The organism is Campylobacter showae, assembly GCF_004803815.1.
In the GTDB taxonomy this organism is placed as follows: domain Bacteria; phylum Campylobacterota; class Campylobacteria; order Campylobacterales; family Campylobacteraceae; genus Campylobacter_A; species Campylobacter_A showae.
On record NZ_CP012544.1, the window covers coordinates 271,934 to 294,935 of the forward strand.

The 23,002-nt window shown below is 47.7% G+C and carries 21 protein-coding genes; 9 read left to right on the forward strand and 12 right to left on the reverse strand.

Going from position 1 to position 23,002, the window contains the following annotated elements; translation table 11 throughout:
• Positions 1-2 precede the first annotated feature (2 nt).
• From pheA to CSHOW_RS01405, 7 genes are all read left to right on the forward strand, one after another.
• The gene (gene pheA, locus CSHOW_RS01375) at positions 3-1,079 is read left to right on the forward strand and encodes a prephenate dehydratase (RefSeq protein WP_002947284.1); all 1,077 of its coding nucleotides are present in this window, start codon (positions 3-5) and stop codon (positions 1,077-1,079) included.
• A gap of 1 nt (position 1,080) precedes the next feature.
• The gene (gene hisC, locus CSHOW_RS01380; RefSeq protein WP_002947288.1) at positions 1,081-2,181 is read left to right on the forward strand and encodes a histidinol-phosphate transaminase; all 1,101 of its coding nucleotides are present in this window, start codon (positions 1,081-1,083) and stop codon (positions 2,179-2,181) included.
• Entirely contained in the window at positions 2,182-3,876 is a 1,695-nt protein-coding gene (gene fliF / locus CSHOW_RS01385; protein WP_002947290.1) for a flagellar basal-body MS-ring/collar protein FliF, read from the forward strand.
• The gene (fliG, locus tag CSHOW_RS01390; protein ID WP_039895120.1) at positions 3,876-4,907 is read left to right on the forward strand and encodes a flagellar motor switch protein FliG; all 1,032 of its coding nucleotides are present in this window, start codon (positions 3,876-3,878) and stop codon (positions 4,905-4,907) included. Before fliF ends, fliG begins: the two co-directional genes overlap by 1 nt.
• The gene (gene fliH / locus CSHOW_RS01395) at positions 4,904-5,716 is read left to right on the forward strand and encodes a flagellar assembly protein FliH (RefSeq protein ID WP_002947293.1); all 813 of its coding nucleotides are present in this window, start codon (positions 4,904-4,906) and stop codon (positions 5,714-5,716) included. Before fliG ends, fliH begins: the two co-directional genes overlap by 4 nt.
• Positions 5,716-7,563 (forward strand): 1-deoxy-D-xylulose-5-phosphate synthase, encoded by a 1,848-nt coding sequence (gene dxs, locus CSHOW_RS01400; RefSeq protein ID WP_171992830.1) that lies wholly within the window; start codon positions 5,716-5,718, stop codon positions 7,561-7,563. Before fliH ends, dxs begins: the two co-directional genes overlap by 1 nt.
• An 848-nt stretch (positions 7,564-8,411) precedes the next feature.
• Complete coding sequence (locus tag CSHOW_RS01405; RefSeq protein WP_002947300.1) at positions 8,412-8,822, forward strand: Fur family transcriptional regulator; 411 nt, start codon at positions 8,412-8,414, stop codon at positions 8,820-8,822.
• 210 nt (positions 8,823-9,032) lie between these two features.
• On the opposite strand, the gene CSHOW_RS01410 is transcribed toward CSHOW_RS01405, so the two are convergent.
• The 10 genes from CSHOW_RS01410 to CSHOW_RS01455 form a co-directional block, all read right to left on the reverse strand.
• Positions 9,033-9,716 (reverse strand): hypothetical protein, encoded by a 684-nt coding sequence (locus CSHOW_RS01410; RefSeq protein ID WP_002947301.1) that lies wholly within the window; start codon positions 9,714-9,716, stop codon positions 9,033-9,035.
• Between the two features lie 323 nt (positions 9,717-10,039).
• On the reverse strand, positions 10,040-10,900 hold the full coding sequence (locus CSHOW_RS01415; protein WP_039895121.1) for a leucine-rich repeat domain-containing protein: 861 nt from the start codon (positions 10,898-10,900) through the stop codon (positions 10,040-10,042).
• A 304-nt stretch (positions 10,901-11,204) separates the two neighbouring features.
• A complete protein-coding gene (locus tag CSHOW_RS01420; protein WP_002947311.1) occupies positions 11,205-11,891 on the reverse strand; it encodes a tyrosine-protein phosphatase in 687 nt (228 codons plus the stop codon).
• A 386-nt stretch (positions 11,892-12,277) separates the two neighbouring features.
• Positions 12,278-12,736, reverse strand: coding sequence for a DIP1984 family protein (locus CSHOW_RS01425; protein ID WP_002947312.1), 459 nt, complete (start codon positions 12,734-12,736; stop codon positions 12,278-12,280).
• Positions 12,737-12,754: 18 nt separating this feature from the next.
• Complete coding sequence (locus CSHOW_RS01430; protein ID WP_002947313.1) at positions 12,755-13,435, reverse strand: DUF799 domain-containing protein; 681 nt, start codon at positions 13,433-13,435, stop codon at positions 12,755-12,757.
• Positions 13,425-13,979 (reverse strand): DUF4810 domain-containing protein, encoded by a 555-nt coding sequence (locus tag CSHOW_RS01435; RefSeq protein WP_002947315.1) that lies wholly within the window; start codon positions 13,977-13,979, stop codon positions 13,425-13,427. Before CSHOW_RS01435 ends, CSHOW_RS01430 begins: the two co-directional genes overlap by 11 nt.
• A gap of 9 nt (positions 13,980-13,988) precedes the next feature.
• Positions 13,989-14,657: a CsgG/HfaB family protein gene (locus CSHOW_RS01440; RefSeq protein ID WP_002947319.1), complete on the reverse strand. Its 669-nt coding sequence runs from the start codon at positions 14,655-14,657 to the stop codon at positions 13,989-13,991.
• A 106-nt stretch (positions 14,658-14,763) separates the two neighbouring features.
• A complete protein-coding gene (xseA, locus tag CSHOW_RS01445) occupies positions 14,764-15,927 on the reverse strand; it encodes an exodeoxyribonuclease VII large subunit (RefSeq protein WP_002947321.1) in 1,164 nt (387 codons plus the stop codon).
• The gene (gene ubiE / locus CSHOW_RS01450; protein ID WP_002947323.1) at positions 15,921-16,637 is read right to left on the reverse strand and encodes a bifunctional demethylmenaquinone methyltransferase/2-methoxy-6-polyprenyl-1,4-benzoquinol methylase UbiE; all 717 of its coding nucleotides are present in this window, start codon (positions 16,635-16,637) and stop codon (positions 15,921-15,923) included. The genes xseA and ubiE overlap by 7 nt, the downstream gene beginning before the upstream one ends.
• A 10-nt stretch (positions 16,638-16,647) precedes the next feature.
• Entirely contained in the window at positions 16,648-18,066 is a 1,419-nt protein-coding gene (locus tag CSHOW_RS01455; protein WP_002947325.1) for a CYTH and CHAD domain-containing protein, read from the reverse strand.
• Positions 18,067-18,209: 143 nt separating this feature from the next.
• Between CSHOW_RS01455 and serC the strand changes: the two genes are divergently transcribed.
• Entirely contained in the window at positions 18,210-19,286 is a 1,077-nt protein-coding gene (serC, locus tag CSHOW_RS01460; RefSeq protein ID WP_002947330.1) for a 3-phosphoserine/phosphohydroxythreonine transaminase, read from the forward strand.
• Positions 19,287-19,532: 246 nt separating this feature from the next.
• Entirely contained in the window at positions 19,533-20,330 is a 798-nt protein-coding gene (locus CSHOW_RS01465; protein ID WP_002947332.1) for a hypothetical protein, read from the forward strand.
• A 153-nt stretch (positions 20,331-20,483) separates the two neighbouring features.
• Here CSHOW_RS01465 and CSHOW_RS01470 read toward each other — a convergent pair whose 3' ends face one another.
• Entirely contained in the window at positions 20,484-21,716 is a 1,233-nt protein-coding gene (locus tag CSHOW_RS01470; protein WP_002947333.1) for a DUF2920 family protein, read from the reverse strand.
• Complete coding sequence (locus tag CSHOW_RS01475) at positions 21,703-22,989, reverse strand: DUF2920 family protein (RefSeq protein ID WP_171992831.1); 1,287 nt, start codon at positions 22,987-22,989, stop codon at positions 21,703-21,705. The genes CSHOW_RS01470 and CSHOW_RS01475 overlap by 14 nt, the downstream gene beginning before the upstream one ends.
• Positions 22,990-23,002: the final 13 nt, after the last annotated feature.

Here is a 23,002-nt window from a genome sequence, read left to right on the forward strand (position 1 = left end):
AAATGCAAAACATAAACGACCTTAGAAGCGAGATAGATAAGATCGACGATGAGGTGCTAAGGCGCCTAAACGAACGCATGAATTTCGTGCGAAAGATCGGCGAGCTAAAGCAAACCAGCGGTAGCGCGATCTACCGCCCCGAGCGCGAAAGAGCTATCCTAAACCGCCTAGAGGGGCAGGACTCTGCGTTTTTAAATAAAGCCGCGATCGAGGCGATTTATCTTGAAATTTTTGCCGTCAGTAGGAACCTTGAAATGCCAGAAAAGGTCGCCTATCTAGGGCCTGAGGGCACCTACACGCACCAAGCCGCAGAGAGTCGTTTCGGCGCGATGAGCGCGTATTTGCCTTTAGCTAGTATCGAGGCGGTTTTTACGAAACTAAAGCACAAAGAGGCCAAATACGGCGTCGTGCCGATAGAAAACAACACGGAAGGCGCGGTGGGCGCGACTCTGGACTGCCTCGGGCGATTTGATAGCGTCAAGGTCGCGGCTGAAATTTACATGGATATCCACCATATTTTTGCGAGCAAGTGCGAAAATTTAAAGGACATCAAACGTATCTACTCGCACCCGCAAGGCTACAATCAGTGCCGCAAATTTTTAGACGATCATATGCTTTCAGTCGTCGAGTTTATCCCGGCAAAATCAACCGCGCAGGCCGCGCAGCTAGCTAGTAGCGAGCCAAACTCTGCAGCCATCTGTTCTAAGATCGCAGCCAAGCTTTACGGCGTGCCGATCTTGTTTGAGACGATCGAGGATAACGCCGCAAACCGCACGAGATTTTTTATCTTAAGCGATTTCAAAAACGAGCGCGCGCAAAGAAATAAAACATCCATCTTAGCAAAGACCGAGCACCGTCCCGGCGGGCTAGTGGAGCTGCTACTAGCCTTTAGAGACGAGGGTATAAACATAACCAAACTAGAGAGCCGCCCGATAAAACAGCGCGAATTTAAGGCGAATTTTTATATAGATTTCGAGGGGCACATCGACGACGACAACGTCCAAAAAGCGATACAAAAAGCGGTAAGCTACGGCCATGAGATCGCATGGCTAGGAAGCTACGTCGCGTGGGAGGAATGAGATGAAATTTAACGAAAATTTGGCAAATCTAGTGAGCTACGAGGCGGGCAAGCCTATCGAGCTAGTCGTGCGCGAATACGGCATCGACGCCAAAGATGTCATCAAGCTAGCCAGCAACGAAAACCCGTACGGTACGAGCCCCGCGGTAGTAAAAGCAGTCGGCGAGATAGTAAATAAAATGCACCTCTACCCCGACGACAGCTACTTTGAGCTAAAGGCTGCGCTAGCTAGTAAATTTGGCGTTAGCGAAAAATCTATCGTTATAGGCTCCGGAAGCGATCAGGTAATAGAATTTGCCGTGCACGCAAAGGCAAACGCAAACAAGGGAATTTTAACTGCAGGCATAACATTTGCGATGTATGAAATTTACGCCAAAGCAGCGGGTGCGCACGTCTTTAAAACAAAGAGCAAAGAGCATGACCTGGGCGAGTTTTTGCAAATTTACAATGCTAAAAAAGACGAGATCGGCGTAGTATTTTTGTGCGTACCGAATAACCCTCTAGGAGGCTGCCTAGACGCCGAGGAAATTTATAAATTTCTAGAGCAGATTGACGCCGATACGCTCGTGGTTATCGACGGCGCATATCAGGAGTTTGCTAAATTTAAAGATGCGAAAAAAGAGATAAAGCCTCGCGAACTCATAGCTAAATTTCCAAACGCGATATATCTGGGTACGTTTTCTAAGGCTTATGGCCTTGGCGGTATGCGCGTAGGATACGGTATCGGCGAAGAAAGCGTGATGAGCGAGCTGGGCAAACTAAGAGCGCCTTTTAATATAACGACGCTTAGTTTAAAAGCGGCTATCGAGGCGCTAAAAGACGAAGAATTCGTAAAAATGACGCTTGAGACGAACTTTGAGGAGATGAAAAAATACGAAAAATTTGCCGATAAGCACGGCATAAAGCGTCTACCTAGCTTTACGAATTTTATCGTTTTTGAATTTGAGCGTCAAAACGCGAGCGAGCTTGCTCAAAATCTGTTAAAAAAAGGTATAATTTTACGTGATCTAAAAGGCTACGGATTAAACGCGGTTCGCATAACGATCGGACTGCCTAGTCAAAACGACGTAGTTTTAAAACAAATTGGGGGAAATTTAAAGTAAATGGATTTCAAAACCGCAATTCAACAAATCGGACAGGTCTATCACAACCTCTCGTTAAGACAGCGCCTAGTCGCCGCGGGCTCGGTCGTGCTCGTGGTCGGTTTTTTAGTGTTTTTGAGCATTCACAAAAGCTCAAACGAAAACTACGACGGCTATAGCGTACTTTTTGAAAACACTTCCGCCGCAGACTCTGCGCTAATAATCCAGCAGCTTGAAAAAGATAAGGTAAAGTATAAAATTTTAAACGAGGGCACGATTTTGGTGCCAAACTCGGACGTTTACCGTGAGAGGATCTCGATCGCGTCGCTTGGGATTTTAAAGGACGGTAAGGTTGGATTTGAGATTTTCGATAAACAAGAATTTGGCGCGACTGATGCCGAGCAAAAGGTCAAATTTCAGCGTGCGCTCGAGGGAGAGTTAGCTCGCACGATCGAAAGTCTAGCACCGATAAACAAAGCCATCGTGCGTATCGCGATACCCAAAGAAACGATTTTTACCGAGCGAGCCACGCCGCCAAGTGCGTCTATCGTGTTAAATTTAAAAGACGGGCAGAGCTTAAATTTAAAACAAATTACCGGCATTAAAAATTTAGTCGCCGCAGCGGTGGCAAATTTAAAACCAGAGCAAGTCAAAATCGTAAGCCAGGACGGAGTACCGCTAGGCGAGGAGGACGGCGAATACGATAGCGATCAGATCACGCAACAAATCCGCTACAAACGCGACGCCGAGCACAATCTCGAAGAAAAAATTATAAACGTCCTATCGCCTATCGTGGGCGGCTCGGATAAGGTCGTAGCCAAAGTAACGATAGACTTTGACTTTGCTAGAAAAGATAGCCAAAGCGAGACCTTTGATCCAAACTCTGTGGCTAGAAGCGAGCAAAACGTCGAAGAAAAACGCCAAGGCAGCAAAGAAGCCGAAGTACAAGGCGTGCCTGGGGCTGTGAGCAATATCGGTCCGGTCGAAGGCCTGCAAGACGGTAAAATGAAAGAGCTGTACTCAAAAAGCTCATCTACGACAAACTATGAAATTTCAAAAAAAGTCGAGCGCGTCAAGGATCAGTTTGCCAAGATAAACCGCCTAAGCGCCGCTGTCGTCGTGGATGGAAAATACGAAAATAAAAAAGACGAAAAAGGAAATCCTACTAGCGAAATAGCCTACGTACCGCTTGATAAAGAGCAGCTAGCGCGCATCGACGCTCTTATCCGCCAGTCTATCGGCTTTGATCAAAACAGAGGCGACGAGGTCACTGTTAGTAACTTTGAGTTCCAGCGTCAAGACGGACAGACGCCGGCTAGCAAAGTTCAGTCCTTTTTCGAGCTTTACGTAGTACCGTTTTTACCTATCTTAAAGTATCTTTTTGTAGCGATCTTACTATATGTATTCTACAAGAAAGTCATTACGCCGTTTATGACCAAAATGCTTGAGGACGTAAAAGAAGAAGAGATCGATCTATCCGAAAATGAGGTTCAGCTCGAGGATAGCGAAGATACGCTGGAGAAATTTCAAGCAGCTAGGAAAAAGGTCGAGGAGCAGCTGGGTATCGGAGATAACTTTAACGAGGACGACCTGCGCTACGATGTATTACTAGAAAAGATGAAACTAGTCGTTCAAGATCGCAGCGAAGAGATAGCCGTATTGCTTCAAGATATGATAAAAAACGATTCTGACTTTAGCAACCGTAAGGACTTTTAATGGCAATAAAGTTAAACGAACAACAAAAGATGATTTACGACGACCTTTCGATGCCCGAAAAGGTCGCTATTTTGCTTATTCAGCTAGGCGAAGATGTCACGACTCTGCTTTTTTCGCATATGGAGGTTGACGTCATAACCGAAATTTCGCGCTATATAGCTACCGCAAAAAGCACGGATAAAAGCGTAGCTGCTGCGGTTTTAGAGGAATTTTACGCTCTCATGCAGTCAAATCAGTATATGAGAAGCGGCGGCTTAGAGTACGCGAAAGAAATTTTATACCGCACCTTTGGTCCTGAAGCCGCGCAAAAGATACTCGACAAGCTCGCAAAAAGCATGGAAAACACAAAGAGCTTCGGTTATCTTACCAAGGTCAAGCCTCAGCAGCTTGCAGACTTTATCGTTAACGAGCATCCGCAGACTATCGCGCTTATTTTGGCGCATATGGATTCAACCAGCGCAGCCGAGACGCTTTCGTTTTTTAATAACGAGCTTAGAAGCGAGGTCGTCGTGAGAATGGCAAATTTGGGCGACATCAGTCCATCTATAATCAAACGCGTTTCAACGGTACTAGAGGGCAAACTAGAGAGCCTCACGTCTTACAAAGTCGAAGTCGGCGGACCAAGGGCCGTGGCGGAGGTGTTAAACCGCCTCGGTCAAAAAGCGTCAAAAGCTACGATCGAATATATCGAGGACGTCGACGACAAGCTCGCTACGACGATCAAAGAGCTTATGTTTACCTTTGAGGATATTAACACCCTCAATCAAGCAGCTATCCGCGAAATACTTAAAAACGTCGATAAAAAAGACCTTATGATTGCCCTAAAAGGCAGTGGCGACGCATTGAGAGATAAATTTCTCTCCAGTATGTCTCAACGCGCCAGCGATTCGTTTAAAGAAGAAATGCAGTTTTTGGGAGCGGTGCGTGTAAAAGACGTCGAAGAGGCGCAGCGCCGCATAGTAGAGCAGGTTCAGGCCCTAGCCGAAAGCGGGGCATTCCAAATAGGCGAAAGCGATGAGATGATAGAATGAAAAGTAGCGTAATAACAAATGAGCGCTCAAAAGAGCACTTCGTAGAAAACTATCGGTTTAAAATTTTAGGTCAGGAAAAAAGAAGCGAGGATACACGCTCGGCCCACGAAAGCGAATCCGGCCGTGCGACCGAGCATAAGGAGCGAGCCTTAAACGGCGAGCAAGAGAGCTCAAATTTAAACGACGCAAAAGAGCAAGGCGGGCATTTTAAGCCTGAGTCAAGCTTTATCGAGGAGCTTTTGAAGCGCACCGACGAGATGAGCGGCAGTATGATAAAGCTGCAAATGCAAATCGAAAACCAAGAAAACGAATTTGCTAAACGCCTAGAGAGCGAGATCCAGCGCGCTAAAGAAGACGGCATAAAGCAGGGCAGAGATGAGGCGGCGGCTAAATTTGACGAGGAGTTAAGAGCGCTTGAGAGTAGATATCTAGGATCTATAAATAAGCTAGAGGAGCAGGCGGCTAAATTTGAAAGCCTCATCGCATCTAGCGAAGCGCAGCTGCCCGCTACCGCAGTTGATATAGCCAAAGAGGTCGTGAAAAAAGAAATTTCGCTAAATTCGGCAAACATCGCCGCAGCTATCTGTAAAGAGCTTTTTAGTGAGATAAAAGACGCCAAAGAGGTGCAGGTCAAAGTAAATCCGAAAGATTACGAGTTTATCAAAGAAAATTTCTCCGGACAAAACGTCAAAATCTCCGCCGATGAAGCCATCAGCGCGGGCGGAGCGATCGTGCTTAGCGACGCTGGCAACCTCGAGGGCACGATCGAAGCCAGACTAGAAAAAATCAAAAAGATAATAGGACAATGATAGACGTAAAATCTATGAATATGGAGGAGCTCGAAGCGCTTTGCGGGAAGCTCCGAGATAAAATTTTACAAACCGTCAGCGCAAACGGCGGGCATCTGAGCTCAAACATCGGCGCGGTCGAGCTTATTGTGGCGATGCATTATGTTTTCGATGCCGCAAAAGATCCGTTTATATTTGACGTTAGCCACCAAAGCTACGCGCACAAGCTAATCACTGGACGCTGGGATAAATTTGACACGCTTAGAAAATTTGGCGGTATCAGCGGCTACACCAAGCCTTCCGAAAGTAAATACGACTACTTTATCGCCGGACACAGCTCCACCTCTATCTCGCTTGCAGTCGGCGCTTCAAAGGCGATCAAGCTAAAGGGCGAGGATCGCATCCCCGTGGCCTTTATCGGCGACGGCTCAATGAGTGCGGGTATCGCGTATGAGGCGCTAAACGAGCTAGGCGATATCAAAAATCCCTGTGTCATCGTCCTAAACGACAACGAAATGAGCATCAGCAAGCCCATCGGCGCCTTTAGCAACTACCTGTCGCAGATGATGGCTGGGCCGCTGTATCAGAAGTTTAAAAGCCGCGTCGAGCGATTTTTGAGCTATATGCCAGACGGCGCCGCGTATATGGCGCGCAGGATGGAGGAGGGCATTAGGATATTTACGCCCGGGATGTTTTTTGAGGAGCTCGGGCTTGAGTATATCGGCCCCGTAAACGGTCACGACGTGAGGGCGCTTATCGAGGCTTTTAGCGTCGCAAAAGGGATGAAAAAGCCCGTCGTCGTGCACGCCCAGACGCTAAAGGGCAAGGGCTACGAAAAGGCCGAGGGGCATCTAGCCAGCTGGCACGGCGTGAGCCCGTTTGATTTACAAAGCGGCGAAGCTATCAAAAAATCAGCCGCCAAATCGGCCACCGCGCTCTTTGCGGAAAATTTGACCCAGCTAGCTAGCGAGCATAAAAATATCGTCGGAGTAACCGCCGCGATGCCTACGGGCACGGGCATAGACGCTTTGATGGAGAGGTTTCCCGATAGATTTTGGGACGTCGCGATCGCCGAGCAGCACGCTGTCGCCTCGATGGCAGCGATGGCGAAGGAAGGCTTTAAACCCTTTATCGCGATTTATTCGACCTTTTTGCAGCGGGCATTTGACCAGGTCGTGCACGACTGTGCGATCATGAACCTAAACGTCGTCTTTGCGATGGACCGCGCGGGCATAGTCGGCGAGGACGGCGAGACGCATCAGGGCGCATTTGACGTTAGTTATCTAAATTTGATCCCGAATTTGACGATTTTTGCGCCTCGTTGCGCCGATAGCTTTAGGCTCGCGATGCGCTACGCCTACGCTCACGAGGGGCCTTGCGCTTTTCGTTATCCGCGCGGAGCTTTTGCGCTGGCACAGGGCGAATTTGAGGCGCGAGAGCTAAGGCTCGGCAAAGGCGAAATCTTGGTCGAGGGCGGCGGCAAAGCAGCCTTTATCGCTTACGGTAACGCCGTGGGCAAGGCAAACGCCGCGCGCAAAATTTTACTAGAAAAAACTGACGGTAAATTTGATCCGAGCCTCGTTGATTTGGTGTTTGTTAAGCCGCTTGATTGCGAACTTTTGCAAGAGCTCGCGGGCAGGCATAAAATTTGGTACGTCTTTTCAGATACCGCAAAAAAGGGCGGCGTAGGCGAGATTTTAGCCGCATTTTTGCAAGAGCAGCGCATTTTTGACGTGCACATTGTTAGCTTTGAGTTTGACGACGCGTTTATCTCGCACGGCGCTACGGCCGATGTCGAAAGGGCTCTTGGTATCGATGCGGCGAGCGTTTGCGAGAAAATTTTAGCCGAAACGGCGGATCAAATTTAAGCTGAAGCTTTTTTGCGTTTCGGTTTTATGCGTTTTGGCGAGCGCATTTAGGCGGAGAAGGCGAAAAATTTGAGCGAAACAAACCTTTTTATACTCGGTCCCGCCGCTATTACTTTGATTTACCACTCCTAAACGGCACAGGCAAATTTGTGCGCATCAAGCCGGTTTTATTTATTTTTATCTTCGTTTATCTTTTTTACGGACTGGCTTGCGAGCGAATTTTTGGGTTAAATTTGAGTCGCGATAGGCTTTTGTGCTAAGGTTTGTTTTGCTCGCTGTGCCCTAGGATAAAATCGCTAAAAAACATTACAGACTTTCGTTTTTTGCCGTTTATAATGCTTAAATTTGGCGCCGGTGCTTGATTGGACGCGGATTATATCAAAAAGGTAAAATTTAAGTAGATTTTTGCTCGTAAATTTAGCCGTGCAGCAAGGCACAGAAGCTTGTTTAAATTTAAAATCGCAATTAGCGAAAACTATTTTTACGCCTTTGCTTGAAAAACGTAGCCGTATCTAAAACGTTGTGATATCGCCGCAACCGACAAAAAATAAATTTTACGGTAGCGATGATAAGCGGCGTTCGGTTGCAACGATCGATAACAAAATTTACGCCACATTAAAAGTCGGCTTTTTATTTAAATTCGGCGAGCAAAGCGCCAAATTTAAATCGCATTCAAATTTAAGCCCCAAGGTCTAAAATTTACCTTGAGTATAGTGCTTAAACTCGCAAAAAGCATAAACTTGACTACAAGTGACACAAATTTTAGTAAATAATAATTTATATTACCAACTATAAAGAAGTTTTAAATAAAATTTTTGTATATTTAGCAAAAAATATCAGGAAAAACTATGAACTATATGGAACTTCTCAAAAATCACGGGCTCAAAGCCACCCCGCAGCGCCTCAGCGTGCTCAAGATCCTCGACCGTCACACGCACCCGACGATCGATGAGCTTTACGAAGAGATCTGCGCCGAAAACCCGTCCGTATCGCTTGCGACGGTGTATAAAAACCTAAATATGCTCAAAGACGAGGGGCTCGTCGTCGAGGTCAATATGCCAAACCAAAAGGCGCGCTACGACATCTTTAGCTACCCGCACATCCACGTCGTATGCGAGAGCTGCGGACACGTCGAGGACTATAATTTCTGCGAGGCGCTGAGCGAATACAAGGAAAATCTGGAGAGAAAGCTCGGAAATTTCATCGAAAAGATGAATGTACTAGTGACTGTAAAGGACTGCAAAAACTGCCGCCATTAGGCTTTTGGCTCGCTTTTTTTGGCGAGCTAAATTTTCTCTCGTTTATAGCTTTATAATGAATTAAATTCGGGATTATGCCGATAAAATTTGCCGCTGTTTTTGATCCTGCAAGCGAGCTTTTGCCAAGAATAAGTTACGCTTGCGAGTGCTTGGCGGCGCTAAAAGCGGCGACATTTTGCGTTTTAACCTGCCTTAAATTTATACTAAACCTCACTCCGCGACGCGATTTACCCAGATCAAAAACTCATCGCTCGGGTTCTCGTCGTCCAAATGCGCGGGAGTGACGAGCTCAAGCGCGGTCTGCGGGATCGTCGTTTTAAACGTCTCCGTTACCCACTGCTGAAATTTCAGGTTTGGATGCACGATAAAGTCGTCATTCTCGCTGTTTGGTGGCGCGCTAAAATCCTCATCCCAGCAGATCTCGTCGTATCCTATCGCAAGTAACCGCAAAAAATCAAGTCCGCTGCGAGCCAAAACGCAGGTCATCGTCGAGCCTGAGCCGGAGCCCATATGCACGATCTTTGTTTCCCCTGCATCGTCCAGCCACAGCGCGCACATCGAGCCCTCCGAGCCGCTGCCTGCGAACACGCAAAGCCGCTGTTTGATCTCCGCTGCAAGCTCGCGATCCTCGCCGTAAAACCAATACCTTAACTCCTCGTCGCGATTTTTCGGCTCATCCGTGAAAAATACGATATCCGTGCCGCCCTCGCGCTCATCGTCGCTCCAGCTCTGCTGCAGCCGATCCTGCGGGTAGAGATAGCCGCGTCTGCGCCCGCCAACGTCGTCATAAAAGCCGTTTGCCTCGATCCACGTATAAAGCGCCTCAAGTTCGCTCGGCACGCGCATGCCCTGCGGTAGCGCCTCACGAAGCTGCGCTAACAATAAATTTTCCACGATCGCTCCTTTTGCTAAATTTGCCGCTCGAATTTTACTGCGTTTTGGCTAAATTTACGGATATTTTGTCTGATATTTGCGGCGTTTTACGCGCCCAGTCGCCGCAAGCGCAAATTGGGCTTTTAAAATTTAGCCGACTTGATTGCGATACGCGCGCCGCAGCGATATGAGCGCATATTTGAAAAAGGGTATGAGAATTTTAAGTAGAAAAATACGTAAAATTTTACGACCTATATTTTACTATTTTGCAATTTCTTTGCTTTTTTGCAGAAATTTACAGTTTTAAATTTAGCTCGCCGCAAAGAGTAAAATTTTAGCGATACCTATAAATTTAAAATTTCCCGCGCCTTTTGCTTGCATGCCTCAAATTTTTGCTCAAATTCCGCGCGTCTTTGCAGCTCGTTTTTCGCCCCCATTTTGGTGTATCCCGAGCCTCGCCCTAGAAAATATACGTAACCGGTATCTTTAAACTCCACCGCAAGCGGCATTTGCGCGCCCTCTACCCCCTCGCAAATAAGCTGCGCAAGCGCATACTCCTCTAGCGCAAAGGCGTGCGGATACAGACTTATCTTTTTTAGATTTTCAAGAGCGGCGAACGGCAAAAGCGCCGGATATGGGGCTTTGCACTTCACCCAGGTTAGTTTTAGCACTTCAAGGCCCGTTAGGCCTTTGAGAAACTCGAAATCTGCAATCGGCTGATCCCAATCTAGCGTGCCGTTGATACACAGATATCGCAGCGAGGCTATGCCGCTAAGTCCAGAAAAATCGCTCACTCTGCGTAAATTTTCAAAATGCGCCGATCTTAAGCTTTTCAGCTCGCGCAGAGGCGAAAGGTCGCAAAATCCCGAGACGTATTCCAAAACGAGCTCCTGCAAAAGCGGCAGTTCGGCGAGAAAGTTGGTATTTTTCACTTGAACTCTCATAATGCGCAGACGTTTAAGCTGCCTAAGCCTAGATATCGCAGCGATCTGCTCCTTGCTCGGAAGATGTAGGGTAAGCTCCTGCAGATCCCCACACTCAAAAATCTGCTCCCAAAAAGGAGTATCCGCCACTATTGTAGCGATCTGCAAGCTCTGCTTATCCGCCACGGGACCGTTTAGCGCGAATGCGAAACGCTCGCGGTTGGGCACCATCGCCCAGTAATCGTCCTTTCGATCTAGCAGATCCGCAAAGTGATGTATCATTCGTAGTCTCTGTTTTTGAAATTTTAAAACGAGAATTTTATAGCGCAAACGGCGCGCTAAATTTAAGCCCGTTTTCGAGCTTGCAAACCCTGTCGCCGTAAAATTTAGACTCGCCGCGGCTCATCCCGCAAATATCTCCGCTACAATAGCTAGCCGCAGTAGTTTGCCTTTAAATTTAAGCCTGCCAAAATTTAAACTCGCCGGGCTCTAGTCAATTTTAAAGCCGCTCAAGCTTTTGTTAAATCAAACTCACGCGCTTCGAATTTGCAAATTTAGCCGCCGTTTGACCTAACGGGCGTTTCGTCTAAATTCCAAGCTCGACTCTTACGAGCGCTTCGTTTTGCGGCGTCAAAAAGCCCGCGATATCCTGCCACATGGAGTGAAAGCCGTATCCGCCGTCTATCATCTCGCTGCGCGCGGCATCCAAGCTCCAGCCCTGATAGATCACGCGGTACATCGCCACCACAAGGCCCGTGCGATCGGCTCCGTGATAGCAGTGCACGAGCACGGCGCCCTCCTTTTGGCGCTCGCGAATGGTGCGCAAGACGTCCGCTATTTGCGCGGGTTTTATCTCCCAGCTTTGAAGCGGCTTGCTTGCGAGCCAAAATTGATCGCCAAACGCCCTTCTGTCGCCGCCTCTGCTAAAATGGCGCAGATTTACGATGCTTTTGATGCCAAGCTCGTGCAGCTTCGCGGCGTCGCTCCCGTCAAGCTGAGCGCTGCGAAACAGCAGCTCGTCCACGCGGTAGAAATTTTTAGCTTCGTCGATGAGGGTTGCTTTTTGCGATGAGTTTGAGTTTGTGCCGTGCGCTGCGGTATCTGTGCTTTTAAAATGCGCGTTTTGAAATTTGGCGTCTTTTACGTCCGCGAGATTTAGCTCCGCGCCGCTCGTTTTTCTAAAATTTACGGAATTCGTATCTGTCGCGAGCTCCGCATTTATGCCGGTCGCAAAGAAAAATGCGGCCGCTAGCGCAAGGGTTTTAAATTTCAAATTTCATCCTTTAAATTTGGCTAAATTTTATGATTTTTGTAAAATTTGACGCTCGCGGTTAAAATACAAAATAGCAAGCGCGCCTTAATTTAACGTAAAATTTGAGCGTCAAGCCCGCCCAAATCGCCGCTAGATTTCGTCGCAAGCCCGCAAACCGCGCCGTAAAATCAAAATTTCGTTTTAAATTTCCCCGTTCCCGCCCTCGGTATCGCTAGATCAGTACGCGGTAGTTACATTGCGTAGTTACATTGCCTCTGTAAATTTACTGAAAATAAATCGTAAAAGGGGTGCGCCCGTTTCCGCGAGCGCTGCCATAAACCTGCTTTGCAGGTGAGTTTCGTACTCGCCTCTTGCGATACTTACCCGAAATTTTAAATTTAACGGTTTTAGCTTTCGATCAGCTCGGTCTGCCAGTTCGCGCCTTGCAGCGTCGTATCAAGCTGCCTGATCTGTTTAGCTAGCTCATCCACCTGCTTTTGCAGCGCCGCGACGTCGACCGTGCTTAAAATTTTAATCTCGCTGCGCGAATAAATTTCCACTTTTTGAGCGGCAGCTTGCGCGAAAGCTCGCAATGCTCCTGCTTTTAGCGTAAGTACGTCGCGCTTGGCGATTAGCTCGGTTAGGCTCTTGCCGTCCGCTTTTGCGGTACAGTTGGTTAAATTTATCCGAACGATTAATCGCTCAAGCTCGCTTGTGAGCGCGTCTAGCTCGGCTAGCAGCGCCTTTGGCTCTTCGCTAGGATTCTCGCCCTCTTGCACCTTTGCGTTGTCCGCAAGCCTTGATTTTAGCTGCTCGATGCGTTTTTGTATGTCGGCGCGCAGTATCAGCGCCTCGGCTAGTTTCATTTTCGTCCTTTTTAAAATTTATCTGCCGCCGCCAAGCTGCCTATCCTGGCCGTAATGCGGCGAATACGGGCCGTAGAGCAAGCAGTCTCGGCAATCGGTGCTAAACAAAATCGCGTCCGCGCGCGCTGAGAGATCAAAGCTCGCATCCGAGACCGAGTCGGCAATCTGCTTAACTAGCGCGGAGACCAGCATACCGATGAGGTTGCCGCCGCTGTCGCCCGAGTCGTTTGCTGCGGTCGCACTCTTTTGCCAGAGCACGGCGCCGGTGTTTAGATCGACTAGAGTCGCCGCTACGCTCACGCGCGTGACGCTGCTAATGAGCATATACGAGGTGCCGTAGTCCGCGACGTTTAGATACAGCGCGGCGTCGGCGCCAAATATCTGCTTTAGCTTGTACGTAGAGATCTGCGCGATCTCTGCGGCGTCGTAGATGCCGTTGTTTTTAAAGGTCTCGTTTACGAGCGCGGGCGAAAATACGTAATACCCAGCCTCGCTAAGCGGATAGAGCGCGTTTGCCAGCACCGCAGCGGAGGCCTTTATCTCAGACGAGTCGCTGGTGGGCATCACGACTACGATCGAGCGAGGCTTGGTCTGTAAAAACGCCGAATAGTCGTAAACCTCGGGCTGCGATCCTGCGCATGCGCCAAGAAATAGTACCGCAAACGCGCCAAGAAGCGCCGATTTTATTTTATTTTTCATTTTGGCTTCCTTTTGCGGTCTTGCTAGTTTTGGCTGGTTTTGCTTGCTTGTTTTTCAAATTTTGCTTGCTCGTTTGCTCGCTTAAATTTGAGCTTTTGTCATTTGAATTTGACTCGCTCGCGCCTGGTTTTTCCTTCGTCTGCTCGCCTAAATTTGCCTCAGTTTTGCCTGCCGCGCCCTTAGTTTTGCTATTTTGATTTAGCAAAAACATGGCGTAGTCGCGCGACTCAGGGTAAAGCTCGGCTTCTTTTTCGACGTAGGCTTTAAATTTCGCCCCGTTTCCTTGCGAAAGATAGAGCAGGCCTAGATGCGCGTGCAGTCCGGGAGGGACTTTGGCGGCTCTTTGATAGGCTTTTTGCAAACTCTCCTCGAGTGCGGCGATTTGCGCGCCAGCGTCGCCCTCTTCGGTTAGATACTCGTAGACCGAGCTCGTGTAGGCGCCGTCCCAGTAGTATAGCTGCCTAGGAGAGTCGTCCGCGCAGCCCGAGAGCAGCATGGCGGCGGCGGAGGCGAGCGCGAAATTTGCTAGAGTTTTAAAGCGCAAAATTTATCCTTATTTCGCGTTAAAGGCGCCGCTTTCAAGCCCGCGCGTTAGGTTGTTTACGGCCTCGATGATGGCTAGACTTAGCACCTTGCCGTTTAGCGTCGAATCATACCCAGCGCTTCCGCCAAAGCCCAGTACTTCGCGGTTTGAGAGTTCATACTCGCCGGCACCCTGAGTGGAGTAGATCACCTCGGAGTTTTTCACGTCCACGACGTTAAGATTTACTTTCGCGTAGGCGGTTTGGGTTTTGCCTTTGCCAAGTATTCCAAAAAGCTGGTGATCGCCAGTCGTTTTACGGCCAAACTCCGTCACGTCGCCCGTGATGACGTATCTTGCGCCCTTGATGTTTTGAGCCTCTTTGCTTAGAGCGCTTTCTTCTTTGATGGCGCGCATGTTGCTGCGGTCAAGCACCGAAAAGCGTCCGCTTTGCTGTAAATTTGAGATGAGGATGGTTTGGGCTTGGTTGCCTAGTCTGTCCTCGCCGTCTGAAAATACGCCGTTTTGGTATGAGGACTGATTGCTAAAGCGGCCGATCGAGACGGCTATCTTTTGTCCTTGATAGTTGGTGTTTATGGTTTGGACTTTTGGCGTTTCGACTACGCGAGATCTCTCGGTCGCGCAGCCGGTTATTAGCATCGCAGCGCACGCGGCTAGTAAAAATTTTACGTTCGTTTTCATATCGCTCCTTTAAATTTTGATTTGCGTTATTATCTTACTATTTTTAGCTTAAAAATTTTTAACCCGACTAAAATTTTGAATCGCTGCGTCCGCAGATCAAATTTGGCTATAAAATTTCCGCTTCTTTGCTTGCGTTTACCGAGCTTAGCGCGATGCGGTCGCCGGATTTTAGCTCGCTTAGATTTACAGTTTTGCCGCCCTTTTGCACTCGGACGAAATTTGAAATCTGCGCGAAAAACGACTCTTGCTGCGCGTATGCGGCGCGAGCGAGCTTGAGCGCGTTTTCAAATTTGAGCAGCTTAGTTTGCACGGCGGCATCTAAAGCCTGCCGTAAATTTAGCAAAATTTGCTCCTTGCGAGCGATTTTTTGCGTGAGGCTCGCTTGCGAAAATCTCGCTCTCATCATCGCTAGGGCGTTAAATTTACGCTCCCAAACGCGCGTAAAGGCCGCGTCCGCCGCCTCGCTTAGCCTGTCTATGCTTTGCATTAGCTCGCCAGCATCGGGCAGTAGCGCAGCCATCGCCGCGCTTGGGGTCGGAGCGCGAAAGTCCGCCGCAAAGTCGCTGATCACGTAGTCAATCTCGTGCCCAACGGCCGAGATCACGGGCGTGCGCGCCGCGTAGATCTCGCGGGCTAGATTTTCGTCGTTGAAGCACCACAGATCCTCTCTGCTGCCGCCTCCTCGCGCCAGCACGATCGCGTTGGCTCCGCTGGCGCCCGCTCTTTTTAGCGCGCGTATGAGCGAGGCGGGCGCGGTTTCGCCTTGCGTTAGCGAATCAAAAACTATGATTTCCGCTAGCGCCCAGCGCTGCGAAGCGATACGCAGCATGTCTTGCAGCGCGGCTGATGTTTTTGATGTTACGAGCGCGATTCTGCGCGGAAATTTGGGTAGCGGTTTTTTGCGCGAGATATCAAAAAGCCCTTCGCTCTCAAGCCGCGATTTTAGCTGTTTAAAGGCAAGTTCGAGCTCGCCTTCGCCGCTTGGGCGTATGAGAGTTGCTATAAACTGATAGCTGCCGCTTGGCGAGTAGAGCGAAATTTTGCCGTAGAGAGCGACCTTTATGCCGTCTGCAACGTCAAATTTGAGCTTAGCGGCGTTAAATTTATAAATGACCGCCGAGATCGCGGCCTTTTCGTCTTTTAGCGTGAAGTACCAGTGGCCCGAGCCGTGCCTCACTAGCCGCGAGATCTCGCCCTCTACCTCGACGTACGAAAACGTCGTCTCAAGCAGCGTTTTGGCCTGCTCGTTTAGCTCGCTGACGCTTAGCACTCACGGGCCTTTTGCGCGATGAAAAGAGTAGAAATATCCATCGAAAAGCTCTTGCAAAGGCGCATCTCAAAGCCTGCGGCAGCGAGTTCGTCCGCAAAGCTTTTGGCGTCTAAAAAGCCCTCGATCGAGCTTGGCAGATACTCGTAGGCTTCTTGATTTTTGGAGATAAAGCCGCCTATTTTAGGTAAAATTTTACTTAGATAAAAGTCGCGAGCGCCCGTTAAAATCCCGCTTTTTTTACGTTTGGTAAACTCTAGCACTACGACGTATCCGCCCGTTTTTAGCACTCTGTTAAACTCTCTTAGCGCGGCCTCGCGCTCGACTACGTTTCTGATGCCGTAGCTGATGCTTAGCACGTCCATCGAGCCGCTATCAAGCGTCGTTTGCGTCGCTAGCGCCTCGATAAATTTAAACTCGGGGAATTTCTGTTTGGCGACCGCGAGCATTCCGCTTGAGGGATCGACGCCGATTAGATTTTCGATTTTTACGTTAAACTCGCCCGCCGTCTTTTGCCAAAAGCCCATCATGTCGCCCGTGCCGCATGCGACATCGACGATATTTACGCTTGAGTTTTTGAAATTGCTTAGCACCGTTTTGCACGCGATCTTGCGCCAGCTCACGTCCGCACCCATGCTCAGCACGCGGTTTGCCAGGTCGTAGGTGGGCGCGATGTCGTTAAACATCTGAACTATTTTTTCTTGTTTTTCCATTTTTTCTCTTTTAGATATAGTAGATTTTTAAGCCGTGCGAAAGCTTTGTGAGGCTTTTTAAAATTTTAGGCTTTGAGTCTAAAATTTCGCTTCGCAGCTCGTAGATTTTTTTGTAAATTTTAGCTTGGAGTTTGTCTATGCGCTTTTGCTCGGCGCCGCTTTTTACGTGCGCTAGCAGGCCTAGCCAGATATCGGCGTCTTGCAGCGAGCCAAAGGTTTCTTGTAAAATTTTGCTCTTTTTAAAGCATTTTTTAGCTGCAGCAAAGCTAAAACCGCCGCCAAAAATCTCGCTTAGATACCTTAGTCTTTTTATCTCGATGCGGCACTTGTGAAACTGCGCGTTTTCGGTAGTTTCGCTCAAATTTGAGAGAGATTTTTTGAGGCGTAAAATTTGAGCTCGCATGGATTTTGCCGCGAGTTTTTTTATCGGCGCGTCTCCTAGCTCGCCTTTAAAAAAGTCGCTTCCCTCGCGTAAAATTACCTCCCAGTCGCGCAAAATTTCGTTCGCTTCGTCGCTTTGTAGCTCGGCTTGGACGCTTTTGGCTAGGGTTTTGCTTAAAATTTCTAGCTCGCTAGCTAGCCCTTCAAAGCCTTTTTGTTTTTGTAAAAACTCGCAAAAAACGTCTATATCGCGCTTTTGGTTAGTTAGCTCGGCTAGTTTTTTAAAATTTAGCAGAAAATAGCAAGCCGTTTTTTGGTCAAAAACTGGAGTGAAAATTTTAAGTAAAGAGCGCGTTTTGCGCAAATTTATGCGGATCTGGTGCAGCGCCTCGGCATCGCTAGAGCTTGCGTACTCGCTCAGGTGTTTGTTTAGCGCCGTAAAAATCTGAAAAAATACCGTCCGCATCGCATCCATCGCGCCGATGTAGCTTGGTAAATTTAGCTCTAGCTCGGGGCTGTTTTGTAAAATCTCAATGCTCTTTTGTGCGTCAAATTCGCCCTGCGGCAGGCCAAAAAGCGCTAAATTTTTATTTTTATAGCGTTCGTCTTCCGTGACCTCGCTGATTACGTGCGCGGCGATAAACTCGGGCAGGCTAAACTCCGTCGCCTCGCGCTCGCCGCTAAACTCGGCCTCAAAAGTAACAAGCCCCTCTAAAGCGCCGTGAAAAATATCGACGTTGCAGGCAGCACCGTCAAGCTTAAATAAAAATCTCGTCTTTTTTATAGGAGCGGCGACCGCGTTTTTTAGGGCTTTTTTAAAGCTTTTGGCGTCCGTTTCGCTCTCATTTTCCTCGCGCGCTAGACCGACGCCTGATTTTTGCGTGATCGTAAAAACGCCAGAAGCCTCGCGAAATCTAATCTCCTCAAGCGGAGTGATTTTGACGTAAATTTGCGTCACATCTTTTTGCTGGACGTCGATGTCGCGGGCTTTTAGCTCGTTTATGACGGCGGCGTCACGCAGGATAAATTTACGCTCGATCTCTATCAAATTTCGCTCCTTAATATGAAAAATTGTATCAAAAGGTAGCTTAAAGTGTAAAATTTGCGTGCTTTTGCCGCCGCCCTTGCGACGCGAAATGATTTTTTAACGCAAATCACGCTAAAATCAGCTCAAATTTGAAAGGAGTTTGGATGAATAGAAAACTAAATTTTAGCGCGGGCCCTTCGGCTCTGCCTCTTAGCGTGCTGGAGCGCGCGCAAAACGAGCTCACCGACTATCAGGGCAAGGGCTTTTCGATAATGGAAATCAGCCACCGAAGCAAGATTTTTGAAGAGGTGCACTACGGCGCGATGGCAAAGGCGCGCGAGTTATACGGTATCGGCGAAGAGTATGACGTGCTATTTTTGCAAGGCGGCGCGCATTTGCAGTTTGCGATGATACCGCTAAATTTAGCCGCCAAAGGCGTCGCGCAGTACGCCGATACGGGCGTCTGGACGAGCAAGGCGATCAAAGAGGCCGCAAACGTGGGCATCGCTTACGAAGTGGTCGCTAGCAGCAAAGAGACCTCCTACGACCGCATCCCTGAGGTTAAATTTAGTGATGACGCCGCATACGGCTACGTCTGCACGAACAACACCATCTACGGCACGCAGTATCGCGAGCTGCCTCGCTCCAAAGCTCCGCTAGTCGTCGATGCGTCAAGCGATTTTTTCTCGCGTCCGGTTGATTTCACGGACGTTGGGCTGCTCTACGGCGGCGCGCAGAAAAATGCCGGCCCAAGCGGCGTAACCGTCGTCATCATCCGCAAGGACATGCTCGAGCGAGCCTGCATGGATCGCACTCCGACGATGCTTCGCTACGACACGCACGCGTCGGCCGCGTCGCTATACAACACGCCTCCGACATTTGGCATATATCTGCTAAATTTGACGCTGGGCTGGGTGCAGGAGCAGGGCGGCTTGGCGGGCGTAAACCGGATCAACGAGCAAAAGGCGGCGCTGCTTTACGGCGCGATCGATGGTTCTGGCGGCTTTTACAAGGGTCACGCGCAAAAAGATAGCCGCTCGCTGATGAACGTTAGCTTTACCATCGCAAACCGCGAGCTAGAGGCGGCCTTTATCTCCGAGTCAGAAAATGCTGGCATGCTGGGCCTAAAAGGACACCGTCACGTAGGCGGTATCAGGGCCTCTATCTACAACGCCGTGAGTATCGAAAACGTGCGAACCTTGGCTGAGTTTATGAAAGAATTTGCTAGGAAAAACGGGTAAATTTGACTAGACGCGCCGTGCGAATTTGGATTTGTTTCGGGCAAATTTAAACTCGAGGGTTTAAATTTGGGGTGCGCCAAATTTTGCTTTTGCTCAAATTTAAGCGGCTTGGCTTGAGGTCGGTCGCTTAAATTTGCTTTGGTTTTACGGCGAGCCGGTCTAAATTTGCCGAGTTAAATTTAGCTCTCTCTCGCCTTTTATTATGCATTTTAAATTTGACTGCATGAAGAGAAATTTGGAGAAAATTTGAGAAACTACGACGAAAATCCGATAATCATAAACGATTACGGCGCGCTTTTTTTGGCGGGATATTATATTATACTTTACTCGATTCTCGTTTTTGTATTTGCTTTTAGCGACTATGGGCTTTTATATCGCATTTATCTTATTGCTTTGCCCGCATCTTTTTTATTATTCTGCCTATACAATACATACGTTTTCGCGCCGCGAGTTTTTAAACAAAAACCGAGCTTTTTTAGATTTTCTAGCGAGCAAATTTATCATATAGAGTATGTCTACGTAAACAAAGTAGAGAGCGAGGAGAAAATCGCCCTCGTAAAAGATGTAGAAAAGGTCTATTTTTGCGTTATCAGCGAGCTTGATAGCAGATACGGCAGATTTCACTTTTTTACCCCGTATCAGCTCTATAAAAAGTCCTCTATCGGCGTGCATTTTAACAAAACGAGAGACTTTATAAGATATCTTTTAGTTTATCTGATATTTGCGCTGCCGTTTAAAATCTATAAACTCAAAAAATCCGGCGAACCGCTATGGTTGCTGCGTAAAAATTTCGTCATCAGGATGAAAAATAGAAATTATTTTTTGGTAAATTGCTATAGTAGAGATGATTATTTTGAGCTGTTGCGGTACTTTCAGGCGAACAAAATCCCCGTGCAGGACAAGACGAAATTTATGCCGCAAGCTCAAAGATCTGCGATATTTTTCGAGGACAAACACGAGGTTTGGAGCGACGATCCAAACGATACGGAAATACCAAAAGACGACTGGAAGCGTAAGATGAGGCGGTTTTTTAGTTTAGAGTAATTTTGTCAAATTTGCGTATAAACACGCTTTTGAGATAAAGATTACGCCGTAAATTTTATGCGCTTGTCGCGCAGCTTTTGCCTCTTAAATTTTCTTTTATCAAATTTTGCCGCTCGAATTAGCCCCTAGCAAACGCAAATTTTACAAATAAAATTATCTTTTTATCTCCAAATTTATCTTACCGTTTGCCTCTGAAAATTTATATTCCAGCTCGTCCGAGCGATAGGCTATGCTTTTGTTTTTGCAAATTTGCTTTTCGCGGGAGGCTATCTTTTCTAACATCGGCGGAAGCTCCTTGGCGATCAAAAGCTTGATAGACATCTCTAGGCCGTGCGTTAACTTTTTGAGAAACCTACCGTCAAGCTCGCTCTCGTCTTTTATCATATGCAAGGTCGCGTCAAAGCCGAGTTTTTGCAGTTCCTCGTAGAGCCGTACTTTCTCCTCGGGCGGCGCGCAGTGGTCGCTTACGGCGCAGTGGTAGCCGACGTAGATAGGCTTTGGATACTCGCTTTGGATTTTTAGGTGCGCGGCGTCTAGGGCGTTTCGTATATCTTCGCGCGCTTGCGAGAAATATCGAGGCGAGGATTTATCCAGTAGCGTCCACATCGTTTTGGTAAAGACGTAAATTTTGATATTTTTAAAATATATATCGGTCGAGTATTCGCGAAATTTGAGATAATCCGCCTCTTTACCTAGGCCTATGAGCTCCCAGTTTAGCTTCGCGTAGCTACTGTTGTCGATGAGGCCGTCCACGAGCCACGGCGCAAATTTGGCCGCTAAGGCGTTTATGTATGCGCCGTGCGAACTGCCGACTAGGACAACTGGCAGCTCGTTTATATCGGTCGCGGATTTAAACGGCGGATCTGCCTTGATAAAAAGCGCTGCATTTATCACGTCTTGGGCCTGCATAACGCCGAAATTTTGATATTCGTTTTTGGTCGGTTGCAACGTGACGGATATTTCTAATTTAAAATCGCTCGGCAAACCGCCGCTTGATTTTATATTGCCCAGATAGGCATCTAGCACCGAAAGTTCGCCGTAGCTGATATCGTTTGGGATTTCTATACCGATTTTAGAGCATTTGTTTTTAAGGATTATTTTGTCTAAATCGTTTAAAAAATACTTCGCCCCCGTCTGCGGTCTGCTGCCGATACAGTGGTAGTTTACGCTAGCTACCGCTACCTCAAATTCGCTCGCTACGAACTGCGCTAAATGCTCTCTATAGTTTTCGTTCGCGTCGCCGCCAAGCCCAGGCACTATGAAAACTAGGGCTCTAGCCGGCTTTTCATCGTCGTAGCAGAGCTTAAACTCAAGTAGCGAATCTCGCTTTAGGCCAAGCTCTACATCGTCGCAGGATGGGATCTCGTATGTTTTATTTATTATCATGATTTTGCTGCGGTAGATTTTGTTCTTTTATCTCTAAATTTATCTTGTCGTTCGCTTCAAAAAATTTATACTCTAAATCGTCTGAAACGTAACTTATGCTTTTATCCTCGCAAGGCTGTTTCGGTCGAGCTGTGATTTTAGCCAGCATCGGCGGAAGCTCTTTTGAGATTAGCGTTTTTATCGACATATCTAAACCGTGCGTTAGCGTTTTGATAAATTTACCGTCAAGCTGACTTCCATTTTCTATTATATTTAGAGTAGCGTCGTAGCCTAAATTTTTTAGTTCGTCGTAGAGTCGTTGTTTTTCGCTAGCCGGAGCGTAAAAATCGTCATAAGCGTAATGATAGCTCGTGTAAATTTGCTTTTTATAGCCGCTTTGGACTTTGAGGTGTTGCGGCATTAGAATTTCTCTTATATATTTCCTCGACTTGGAAAAATAAGCCGGCGAAGCCTTGTCTAGCGTCCAATGCGTCTTGTCGAATAAATAAAGCTCGATATTGTGATAGCATTCGCTGGTGTAACCGCTGTAATATTTCATGTAATCTATCTCTTTGCCAAAGCCGATAAAAGGCCAGTGCGCTAGCGCGTAGCTACTATTATCTATGACGCCGTCTATGAGCCATGGGGCGATTTTGGCGGCCATATGCGATAGATAGCCTCCGTGCGAGCTGCCGATCATGACAACTGGTAGGTCGTTTATGTCGGTTGTGCACTCAAAAGGAGTGTTGGCTTTTACGAAAAGTAGCGCATTGATCAAATCCTGCGCCTGCATAATGCCGAAATTTTGATATTCGTTTTTAGTCGGTTGAAGAGAAATTGATAGTTTAAGCGACAAGTCTTGAGGTGCTGTCTTATCGCGTTTTCTTGCATCTATTAGATTGTCGATATCAAGTAGGGTTTGCGTATCGATTACGCTTAAATTTTCCAGGAGCTCTATGCCGCACCTGGCGCATTCTTTTTTTAATATCGATCTATCTAAATCGTCAAAAAATATCGTCGCTCCTGTTTGCGGTCTATCGCCGATACAGTGGTAGTTTACGCCTACTACGGCTACGCTAAATTCGCTCGCGACAAACTGCGCTAAGTGCTCGCGGTAGTTGCTGTCTGCGTCTCCTCCGTAGCCGGGGATTATAAAAACTATTGATGTGATCGGCTTTTTGGTATCAAAGCAAAGGTTAAACTCTAGCAGGCTTTCGCGCTTTATATTAAGCTCGGTATCGTCGCAGGAGTGGATTTTATACGTTTTTTTAACTACTGTGCCGTTTTGCCATATTTTTGAAACTTGT